This window comes from Streptomyces sp. NPDC056480 (assembly GCF_042795405.1).
Taxonomy (GTDB): domain Bacteria; phylum Actinomycetota; class Actinomycetes; order Streptomycetales; family Streptomycetaceae; genus Streptomyces.
Map to the genome: position 1 here is coordinate 32,792 of NZ_JBHTSA010000042.1, position 9,749 is coordinate 42,540.

Below are 9,749 nucleotides of genomic sequence, written 5' to 3' on the forward strand. Positions count from 1 at the left end.
GCCGGACCGTTCCTGACCCGGCCGGCCTCACCGCCCCTGACCCGGCCGGGCCGTCCTTGAACCGGCCGGGCCCCGGACCGTACGGCTCAGTCCTCCGGCAGCTCGACCGGGGCGATCTCGTCGTACACGTCGCCCGGACCCGGGTTGGTGGCGTCGGTGCCGCCGCCGAAGTGGTGCATCACGCCCCACACCGCGTTGAGCGCCGTCTGCACCGCGCCCTCGGCCCAGCCGGCCGTCCACGAGATGTCGTCGCCCGCGAGGAAGATGCCCCGCTTGTCCTCGGGCAGCCGGTCCTGCATGAAGTGGGTGAACAGGCGCCGCTGGTAGCGGTAGTGACCGGGCAGGTTCGCCTTGAACGCGCCCATGAAGTAGGGCTCGTTCTCCCAGGAGACCGTCACCGGGTTGCCGATGATGTGCTTCCGGATGTCGACCTTCGGGTAGATCTCGCCGAGCGACTTCAGCATGACCTCCATCCGCTCGTTCGCGGACAGCGGCAGCCACTTCAGGCTGTCGTCGCACCAGGTGTACGACAGGCAGATCGTGGCCGGCTTGTCCGGGCCGTCGTCCAGGAGGTACGTGCCGCGGGTCATCCGGTCGGTCAGCGTCATCGACATGACGTCACGGCCGGTCTCCTCGTCCTTGTCCAGCCAGAACGGCCGGTCGACCGGGACGAAGAGCTTCGAGGACTCCATGTAGTGGGTCCGCTCGATCGCCGTCCAGTGGTCGATCGGGAAGAGCGAGTCGTCACAGGCGATCTTGGAGAGCAGCATCCAGGACTGGGCGGTGAAGATCGCCGCCTGGAAGGTGCGGATGTCGCCGGAGGCGTCGGTGACGGTGATCCGGTTGCCGGCGGTCCGGTTCAGCCGGGTCACGGCCGGCTTCGGGGCGCCCTCGTGCAGGGAGCTGAGCGAGGTGCCCTGCGCCCAGTGGACGATCTTCTCCGGCTCGCGCTCCCACAGGCGCAGCGGCAGCTGCTGCGAGCCGCCGACGATGCCGCGGTGGTGGTCGTCCGCCTCGGTGTAGACGACGCGGAGGATCTCCAGGATGGAGTTGGGGAAGTCGGTGTCCCAGCCGCCGGTGCCGAAGCCGACCTGGCCGAAGATCTCGCGGTGGCGGAAGGACTTGAAGGACTCCGACTCGCAGAGGAAGCCGTAGAAGGTCTGGTTGTCGAGCTTCTCGACGAGCTTCGACCAGATCTCGCGGATGCGCGGGACGTCGCGCTCGCGCATGGCCTGGTTCATGTCGGAGAAGTCGGCGCCCTCGTCGAGGCAGGCGTTCCACGCGTTCATCACGTCGCGGTAGACCTGCGGGAGGTCGTCGACGGTGGTGGCGTAGTGGGACTCGCCCTTGAGGTCGACGACGGTCGAGGGGGTCGTCTCGGCCAGCGGGTTCGGGAAGGGCGTGGTCTCCAGGCCGACCAGGTCGATGTAGTGCTGGAGCGCGGTCGAGGAGGGCGGGAACCGCATGGCGCCCATCTCGGCGGTGAGGCCCTCGGTGGCGGTGCCCTCGAAGCCGACGGTACGCAGGCGGCCGCCGATCTGGTCGGCCTCGTAGACGACGGGCTTGAGACCCATCTTCATCAGCTCGTACGCGGCGATGATGCCGGAGAGTCCGCCGCCGATGACGGCGACCTCGGTGCCGTGCTCGGTCGCCGGTATCTGGCCGAGCCCGGCCGGGTGGGCCAGGAAGTCGTCGTAGGCGTACGGGAAGTCCGGACCGAACATGGTGATCGGCGGCTGGCCGTCGCTGTGAGGGACGGCGGTCGTGGGCACCGTGGACGTCATGGGGTACGGACTCCTTGCGCGGAAAAAGTGGTGAGGCCTGGCGACTGCGCGAGTGGGGCGGGGCGGTTCAGACGAGAGAGCCGTAGAGGCCCGGGCGCCGGTCGCGGAGGTAGGGGTTCTCCTCGCGGGAGGCCGCGAGGAAGGCCGGGTCGACGTCGCCGAGGACGAGGTCCTCGCCGCGCCCGGCCCGAGCCCGGGCGGTGCCGTCGGGGCCCGCGAGGGTGGAGAGCCCGACGAACTCGAACTCCTTCTCCGGGCCGGTCCGGTTGGCGTACGCGATGTAGAGCTGGTTCTCGAAGGCGCGGACCGGCACCACGGACAGGGGCACGACCTCGGCGGGGTGCATGAGCGCGGTCGGTACGAGGAGGAGGTCCGTACCGGCCAGCGCGTGCGCCCGCACGTTCTCGGGGAACTCGACGTCGTAGCAGATCATCATGCCGACGGTGAGGCCGTCGAGCTCCGCCTGGACGACGGCCCGGTCACCGGGGGTGAACCACGTCAGTTCGAAGTCTCCGAAGAGGTGGGTCTTCCGGTACCGCGCGAGCGGGACGCCGTCGGCGCCGACGAGCTGCGCGGAGTTGTACAGGACCCCGTGCTGCTCGGTGTCCCGCTCCGGGTAGCCGTAGCCGACGGCCAGGCCGTGGCGCACGGCGATCGCCGCGACGGCGCGGGCGGAGGGGCCGTCGGCCGGCTCGGCGAGGCGCGCGATGTCGGCGCCGATGGCATACCCGGTGAGGAAGAGCTCGGGGGCGAGCAGCAGTCCCGCACCGGCGGCGGCCGCGCGGCCGGCCGCCTCGTCGAGGATCTTGAGATTGGCGGCCACGTCACCGAGTTCGCCGGAGCTCTGGAGCAGGGCGGTGCGCAGCGCGGGCATGCGTGATCCTCGGGGGTCGGAGTACAGGGGGAAGACGTCAAAAACGGTACGGTTTCGCGCTCGGTCGGGACAAGACGGCAGCGTTGCGGACCGACCGTCGAACCGTTGCGCGATCGACCGGTGGGGCGGCGATTCGTTGCGTACGGCTCCGCCCGGGGTCGCGGTCCTTCTCCGCCGCGCGGCGGAGAGGGAACCGTCCTGCGGCTCGACGCCGTGCGGCGGGCGCCGGGGAAGAGTGGTGGTCGTCCGGAAGACCCCGGACGACCTGCCGAAAGGACCGCGTAGCCATGAACCGTCGTACGAAGATCGTCGCCGTCTCCGCAGCCGTTCTGCTCACCCTGGGGGCCGGGGGCATGGCCGCCGCCTCGGCGGACGACAGCCACCGCCCCGTCGCCGCCCCGGCCGCCGTCTCGGAGGCCGCGGCGCTGACCGGCACGGCCAAGCTGTACCGCCCGGCCGGGGACGACATCACGTTCTCCTTCGACGCGCACCTCGCGGAGAAGGACCGGCAGGATCCGATGAAGGCCACCGGCACCTTCCGTTTCAGCCACTACAAGGGCGACTGGGGCGGCTACGCCAAGGTGAAGGTCGACTGCCTCACCACGGGCGGCAAGGTGGCCGTCGTGTCCGGAACCGTCGTCGAGACGGATGTGAAGGAGTTCCGGAAGGCGCGGGTGGGCGTCACGGTCCACGACACCCCCGGCGGCGACCGGCTCGGCTACACCTGGATGACCGCCGACCCGCAGAAGGACAAGGTGCCGCCGTGCCTCAGCGGCGCGCCGTTCGAGAAGGTCGAGAAGGGGACGGGCGACTTCAAGGTCGTGCCCTGGGAGTTCGTCTACCCGACCGAGTAGACCGCTGGACCGCCCCACGGGGGTGGGCGGGCGAAGGGCGGTGCGGGAACCACGGCCCGCACCGCCCGACAGCCGGCGTCCCCGCGGGGTTACGCGGGCGAACCCGAGGAGAAGCGTCGCAGGAGCGGCGACAGCACCAGGACGGACTTGGTGCGCTCCACGAAGGGCTCGCCCGCGATCCGCTCCAGGACCCGCTCGAAGTGGCGCATGTCCGAGGCGAAGACCTGGACGACGGCGTCCGCGTCACCGGTGACGGTCGACGCGGACACCACCTCGGGGTACCGCTCCAGACCTCGCCGGATGTCGTCCGGCGAGGTGTTGTGGCGACAGTAGATCTCGACGAAGCCCTCGGTCTCCCAGCCGAGCGCCGCCGGGTCCACCCGAACGGTGAATCCGGTGATGGCGCCCTCGGCCCTGAGCCGGTCCACGCGCCGCTTCACGGCGGGGGCGGAGAGGCCGACGAGCGAGCCGATGTCGGCATAGCTGCGGCGGGCGTCCTCCGCGAGGGCGTGGACGATGCGTTCGTCGAGGTCGTTGAGTCGCACTACGGGTGGATCACTTCTCTGCTGAGGTCTCTGCCACGGTCGGCGCGGAGGCCAGTCGGGAGCGGCGCATGCCGTACAGGAAGTAGAACACGAGGCCCGCGGCCATCCAGCAACCGAAGACCACCCAGGTGACCGAGTCCAGGCTGAACATGTTGTACACGCAGAACAGGAAGCCCAGGATCGGGAAGGTCCAGCCGAGCGGCACGCGGAAGGTGCGGTCCATGGTCGGCCGGGTGCGGCGGAGCACGATCACCGCGATGTTGACCAGGGCGAAGGCGAACAGGGTGCCGATGCTGGTGGCGTCGACGAGCTTGCCCAGCGGGATGACCGAGGCGAGGGCGCCGCAGAACAGCGACACGAGGACGGTGTTCACCCGCGGGGTGCCGGTCTTGGCGTTGACCTTGCCGAAGACCTTGGGAACGAGGCCGTCGCGGGACATCGCGAAGAGCACGCGGGTCTGGCCGTAGAGCACGGTGAGGACGACGCTGGCGATCGAGATGACGGCGCCGGCGGCGAGCAGGGTGCCCCAGAACTTCTGGCCGCTGACGTCGTTCATGATCGCGGCGAGAGTGGCCTCGGAGCCGTCGAAGTCCTTCCAGTTCCACGCGCCGACCGCGACGGCCGCGACCAGGACGTAGAGCACGGTGACGATGAGCAGCGAGAGCATGATCGCGCGGGGCAGGTCACGCTTCGGGTCCTTCGCCTCCTCACCCGCGGTGGAGGCGGCGTCGAAGCCGATGTACGAGAAGAAGAGGCTGGCTCCGGCGGCGCTGACGCCGGCCATGCCGAGCGGCATGAAGTCGGCGTAGTTGCCGGACTTGAAGCCCATGAAGCCGATGGCGCAGAAGAGCACCAGCGCGGCGATCTTCACGAAGACCATGATCGTGTTGACCACGGCGGACTCGCGGGCCCCGCCGAGCAGGAAGACCATCGCGAGCAGGACGACGATCAGGCCGGGCAGGTTGATGAAACCGCCCTCGCCCGGGGCGGAGGAGAGCGCGTCGGGGATGGTGACGCCGATCGTGCCGTCGAGCAGCTCGTTGAGGTACTCGCCCCAGCCGACGGCCACGGCGGCGACCGAGACGCCGTACTCCAGGACCAGGCACCAGCCGCAGACCCAGGCGACGAGTTCACCCATCGTTGCGTAAGCGTACGAGTAGGAGGAACCCGCGACCGGTATCGAGCCGGCCAGCTCGGCGTACGAGAGGGCGGAGAAGAGAGCCGTGAGGCCGGCGATGACGAAGGCGACGGTGACCGCGGGGCCGGCCTTCGGAACGGCGTCGCCGAGCACGACGAAGATGCCGGTGCCGAGCGTGGCACCGATGCTGATCATGGTCAGCTGCCACATGGAGAGCGAGCGGCGGAGATTGCCACCCTCGCCCTGCCCACCCTCTGCGACCAGCTGTTCCACCGGCTTGCGCCGGGTCAGTGCGCCGAGAGCGGAGGTCTTGCGGGTGGCCGATTCCTCGACCGGTGGGGCTGCGCCATGGTCCAGCACTGCGGAGGCTCCTTATCGCTGCCTGTCGTCGTGACGTGGGACCGCAGCGGTACGCGGGCATGCCGAAAAAGGCCCACGGGGGAGGGGAACCGCCGAGCAGGCGGTCCCCGCCACTCCTGGTACGAGGCATGAGCCTAAGGGGCAGAGGTTCGCACTCGTAATGCAGGGTTGTTGCGCACTGCCGGATGATCATTGCGCGCTCGGGTCGCAGACGGGGAAACATTGCGCTCCCCCGCATGAATCCACACATTGGGGGTGTGAACCGGGCTCCCGCGAGCATTGACTCCTCATGCCCCGTGACCCACGCTGCGAGGCCACGACGACCCCCCGATCGGAGGCACAGGTGGGCTGGCTCGACCCGGCGCCGTTCCTGCGCGGCACGGCCTGGCTGGACGGGAACCGGCCGGTACGCGCCGACCCCGACGACCTGGAACGGCTGCCGTGGGACATCGCCGAGCGGGCCGCGCTGCCCATCGGCGTGCGGATGGAGTTCACGGCCGCCCCCGGCACGCGCGCGGTGCGGCTGCGCTACCGGGCGGCCGTCCCCGAGTCCGGCGACCCGCTCGCCGGACTCCGCCACTGCTTCGCGCTCTGGAGCGGCACGCGGCTCGTCGGCGAGGCCTGCGCCGCCCCGGCCCCCGAGGCCACCGTCACGCTCCCGCTGCCCCCGGGCGGGGGCGTCTTCACCGTCCACCTCCCGGAGGGCCAGGCGCCGGTGCCGCTCGCCCTGCGGGCCCTCGGCGGGGCCCTCTCCCCCGCCCCCGCGCAACCCCGCTGGCTGGTCCACGGCGACTCGATCACCGAGGGCTGGTGGTCGACCCGCCCGGCCCACTCCTGGCCCGCCACGGCGGGACGGCTCCTCGGCCTCGACGCGGTGAACCTCGGGTACGCGGGCGGGGCCCGCGGCGAACTGCCGCTCGCCGAACAACTGGCGCGGCTCCCCGGCGAGGTGATCACCCTCGCGTTCGGCACCAACTGCTGGTCCACGGTGCCCGCGACGGCCGACTGGCTCTACGCCACCGTCCGGGCCTTCGTGGGCCTGGTCCGCCGAGGCCACCCGGACACCCCGCTGCTGATCGTCTCGCCCGTGCTGCGCCCGGAGGCCGAGCACACCCGCAACGTCCTCGGAGCGACCCTCACGGAGCTGCGCAGGGCCATGGAGCGGGCCGGCCGGGACCTGGCCTCCGAGGGCGACACACGGCTCCTGGTCCTCCCGGGGCGGCCGCTGCTCGGCCCGGAGCACCTGGCGGACGGACTGCACCCGGACGACCGGGGTCACGCCAGGATCGCGGCGGCGGTCGCGGAGACCCTCGGCGGGGTCCTGGAGCCTTCCCTCAGGCACCCGGCGCCGTGAGGTCCCCGACCAGGAAGGTGCGGGAGGCTCCCCTCAGGCGCCCGGCGCCGCGAGCTCCCTGACCAGGAAGGTGCACGGGTCGGCCTCTTCGTGCCGGCGGCCGTCCGCGTCCGTCCAGGTCCAGCGGTCGGTGTACGCGACGACGGGCGCGTAGCCGAGTCGGCCGTACAGCGCCGCGGCCCGCGGGTTGTCGTGCCCCACGCCGATCCCCAGGACGCTTCCGCCGCGCTCCCGCGCCAGCTCCTCGGCCGCGTGGATCAGGGCCGTACCGATGCCCTGTCCCCGGAGTTCCGCCCGTACGTCGAGGCCGTTGAACTCCGGGCACTCCCCCACCGCGGCCCGCACCTCGGGGGCGGCGCAGCCGTCCCAGCGGACCTGTCCGTGGCCGACGGGCACCCCGTCACGCCAGGCGAGGAGGTACGTGCCCGTCCCGGCCTCCTGGCGCGCGAACCGGTCCGCGTGGCGGGCCGGCGCGCCGGGCGCGGGCAGGTGCCGGTCGAGCAGGGGCAGGTCGGCGGCGCGGCAGGGCCGGATCTCCGTACGGTCCACATGGTCCATGCGGCGACCGTACGGGACGACAGCGGGCCCCCGGGAGGAGTTCCCGGGGGCCCGCTCGGGTCACGACGTGACGGTACTAGCTCCAGCTGGCGTGCAGCGGCTTGCCCTCGGCGTAGCCCGCGGCGGACTGGATGCCGATCACGGCCTTCTCCTCGAACTCGGCGAGCGAGCCGGCACCGGCGTAGGTGCAGGAGGAGCGGACGCCCGCGATGATCGAGTCGATCAGGTCCTCGACGCCCGGGCGGGCCGGGTCGAGGAACATGCGCGAGGTGGAGATGCCCTCCTCGAACAGGCCCTTGCGGGCGCGGTCGTAGGCCGACTCCTCGCTCGTGCGGTTCTGCACGGCGCGGGCCGACGCCATGCCGAAGGACTCCTTGTACGGGCGGCCGTCGGCGGTGTGCTGGAGGTCGCCGGGGGACTCGTAGGTCCCGGCGAACCAGGAGCCGATCATCACGTTGGACGCGCCGGCGGCGAGCGCCATGGCGACGTCGCGCGGGTGCCGGACGCCACCGTCGGCCCAGACGTGCTTGCCGAACTTCTTGGCCTCGGCGGCGCACTCCAGGACGGCGGAGAACTGCGGGCGGCCGACGCCGGTCATCATGCGCGTGGTGCACATGGCGCCGGGGCCCACGCCGACCTTGATGATGTCCGCGCCGGCCTCGATGAGGTCGCGCACACCCTCGGCGGCGACGATGTTGCCGGCGACGATCGGGACCTGCGGGTCGAGGGCGCGCACGGCCTTGATCGCGGCGATCATCGACTCCTGGTGGCCGTGGGCCGTGTCGATGACGAGCGTGTCGACGCCCGCGTCGAGCAGCTGCTTGGCCTTGCCCGTGAAGTCGCCGTTGATGCCTACGGCGGCGGCGATGCGCAGCTTGCCCTCGGCGTCGGTGGCCGGGGTGTACAGGGTCGCGCGGAGCGCGCCCCTGCGGGTCAGGATGCCGACCAGGCGGCCGTCCTTGTCCACGGCCGGGGCGTAGCGGCGGTTGGCGTGGTCGAGCGTGTTGAACGCGTCGCGCGGCTCGATGTCGGCGTCGAGGAGCAGCAGGTCCTTCGACATGACCTCGGAGAGCTGCGTGAAGCGGTCCACCCCGGACAGGTCGGCGTCGGTGACGACACCGACCGGCCGGCGGTCCTCGTCGACGACGACGGCGGCGTCGTGCGCCCGCTTGGGCAGCAGCGAGAGCGCGTCGGCGACGGTCTGGTGGGGGGCGAGGACGATCGGGGTGTCGAGCACGTGGTGACGGCTCTTGACCCACGAGATGACGTCGGTGACGACCTCGATCGGGATGTCCTGCGGGATGACGACCAGTCCGCCCCTGCGGGCGACGGTCTCGGCCATACGGCGGCCGGCGATGGCGGTCATGTTGGCCACGACCAGCGGGATCGTGGTCCCGGTTCCGTCCGGCGAGGAGAGGTCCACCGCCTGGCGGGAACCGACGGCCGAGCGGCTCGGCACCATGAACACATCGTCGTACGTCAGGTCGTAGGGCGGCTTGACGTCATTGAGGAAACGCACGTGCTGACATCCCAGTCGTTCGGATCGGCCCCTAGGCATTTCAGCCAGGGGAAAAAGCACGTAGTTCATTGTCCCACGCCTGTACGAATACCAGCCCCGGGCTAATCATCCGAGGCTTGCGGCAGGGGGTTCGTCGGATCCTCCGAAAGCCGCTCCCAGGGCGACGAGGACCGTGAGGTGGGCGGGGCGCTGATCGACGGCCGTGGCGAAGACGTCCTGGGCGGTCCGCCACTCGCGCGGGCGCGTCCTGGCGTACTCCCCCCAGCCGGTGACGACGAGGGTGACCGGCCGGGGCAGATCGGTGAGGCAGTCGGCGAGGGCGTCCCAGTTCCGGCCGAACCAGTCGGGCAGGGCGAGGACGGCGGCGCACCGCTCCATGAGTCCGGCCTTGTCCGTGACGCCCGTCAGGTCGAGGACGACGGGATCGTCAATTCTCATCCGCGATCACCTCCCGGAAGCTCTCGTAGTGGTCGTCGGTCCAGTAGATCTCGCCGCCCCGCCCGGTGACGATCCGACACGCTCCGCGGTCGCTCTCACCGGGCGTCCGCACGGTGTACTCGCGGTAGTAGCCGCGCTGCTCGCGGGGCAGGATCCGCTCGAAGTTGGAGAAGACGGCGCCGTCCTTGGCGTACGGGTAGGGGCCGCCGCGCGCGATGAGGTCCAGCGTCCTCCGCGCCTCGGGCGGCAGGTCGGCGGCCCGCACGGTGGGCAGTCCGGAGGTCCCGGTGGGGGGGGGGGGGGCGGGCCGCCGGCGGCGAGCGGT

10 protein-coding genes are annotated in these 9,749 nt (G+C 71.4%); 2 read left to right on the plus strand and 8 right to left on the minus strand.

What is annotated here, in order from left to right; translation table 11 throughout:
- Positions 1–86 precede the first annotated feature (86 nt).
- Positions 87–1,784: a flavin monoamine oxidase family protein gene (locus ACFQ79_RS19995; protein WP_383585244.1), complete on the minus strand. Its 1,698-nt coding sequence runs from the start codon at positions 1,782–1,784 to the stop codon at positions 87–89.
- A 67-nt stretch (positions 1,785–1,851) separates the two neighbouring features.
- Positions 1,852–2,658, minus strand: coding sequence for a carbon-nitrogen hydrolase family protein (locus ACFQ79_RS20000; protein WP_383585246.1), 807 nt, complete (start codon positions 2,656–2,658; stop codon positions 1,852–1,854).
- Between the two features lie 287 nt (positions 2,659–2,945).
- Between ACFQ79_RS20000 and ACFQ79_RS20005 the strand changes: the two genes are divergently transcribed.
- Positions 2,946–3,512: a Repetin gene (locus ACFQ79_RS20005; protein WP_383585248.1), complete on the plus strand. Its 567-nt coding sequence runs from the start codon at positions 2,946–2,948 to the stop codon at positions 3,510–3,512.
- Positions 3,513–3,601: 89 nt separating this feature from the next.
- On the opposite strand, the gene ACFQ79_RS20010 is transcribed toward ACFQ79_RS20005, so the two are convergent.
- A complete protein-coding gene (locus tag ACFQ79_RS20010; RefSeq protein WP_015032260.1) occupies positions 3,602–4,057 on the minus strand; it encodes an Lrp/AsnC family transcriptional regulator in 456 nt (151 codons plus the stop codon).
- Positions 4,058–4,067: 10 nt separating this feature from the next.
- The gene (locus ACFQ79_RS20015) at positions 4,068–5,555 is read right to left on the minus strand and encodes an amino acid permease (protein WP_383585250.1); all 1,488 of its coding nucleotides are present in this window, start codon (positions 5,553–5,555) and stop codon (positions 4,068–4,070) included.
- Positions 5,556–5,844: 289 nt separating this feature from the next.
- Here ACFQ79_RS20015 and ACFQ79_RS20020 point away from each other — a divergent pair, with 289 nt between their 5' ends.
- Positions 5,845–6,909: a GDSL-type esterase/lipase family protein gene (locus tag ACFQ79_RS20020; RefSeq protein ID WP_383585252.1), complete on the plus strand. Its 1,065-nt coding sequence runs from the start codon at positions 5,845–5,847 to the stop codon at positions 6,907–6,909.
- A 33-nt stretch (positions 6,910–6,942) separates the two neighbouring features.
- Here ACFQ79_RS20020 and ACFQ79_RS20025 read toward each other — a convergent pair whose 3' ends face one another.
- The 4 genes from ACFQ79_RS20025 to ACFQ79_RS20040 form a co-directional block, all read right to left on the minus strand.
- Positions 6,943–7,467: a GNAT family N-acetyltransferase gene (locus ACFQ79_RS20025; RefSeq protein WP_383585255.1), complete on the minus strand. Its 525-nt coding sequence runs from the start codon at positions 7,465–7,467 to the stop codon at positions 6,943–6,945.
- A gap of 76 nt (positions 7,468–7,543) precedes the next feature.
- A complete protein-coding gene (locus tag ACFQ79_RS20030; RefSeq protein WP_383585257.1) occupies positions 7,544–8,986 on the minus strand; it encodes a GuaB1 family IMP dehydrogenase-related protein in 1,443 nt (480 codons plus the stop codon).
- Positions 8,987–9,091: 105 nt separating this feature from the next.
- Positions 9,092–9,424, minus strand: coding sequence for a barstar family protein (locus ACFQ79_RS20035; protein WP_383585259.1), 333 nt, complete (start codon positions 9,422–9,424; stop codon positions 9,092–9,094).
- Positions 9,414–9,749, minus strand: a 336-nt coding sequence (locus ACFQ79_RS20040; protein ID WP_383585262.1) for a ribonuclease domain-containing protein, incomplete at its 5' end; no start/stop codon positions are given. The genes ACFQ79_RS20035 and ACFQ79_RS20040, both read right to left, overlap by 11 nt.

What these genes read in the sequence shown, in the direction of transcription:
- ACFQ79_RS19995 (WP_383585244.1), bottom strand. Translation starts at nt 1,784, where the DNA reads ATGACGTCCACGGTGCCCACGACCGCCGTCCCTCACAGCGACGGCCAG.
- ACFQ79_RS20000 (WP_383585246.1), bottom strand. Translation starts at nt 2,658, where the DNA reads ATGCCCGCGCTGCGCACCGCCCTGCTCCAGAGCTCCGGCGAACTCGGT.
- ACFQ79_RS20005 (WP_383585248.1), top strand. Translation starts at nt 2,946, where the DNA reads ATGAACCGTCGTACGAAGATCGTCGCCGTCTCCGCAGCCGTTCTGCTC.
- ACFQ79_RS20020 (WP_383585252.1), top strand. Translation starts at nt 5,845, where the DNA reads ATGCCCCGTGACCCACGCTGCGAGGCCACGACGACCCCCCGATCGGAG.
- ACFQ79_RS20025 (WP_383585255.1), bottom strand. Translation starts at nt 7,467, where the DNA reads ATGGACCATGTGGACCGTACGGAGATCCGGCCCTGCCGCGCCGCCGAC.
- ACFQ79_RS20035 (WP_383585259.1), bottom strand. Translation starts at nt 9,424, where the DNA reads ATGAGAATTGACGATCCCGTCGTCCTCGACCTGACGGGCGTCACGGAC.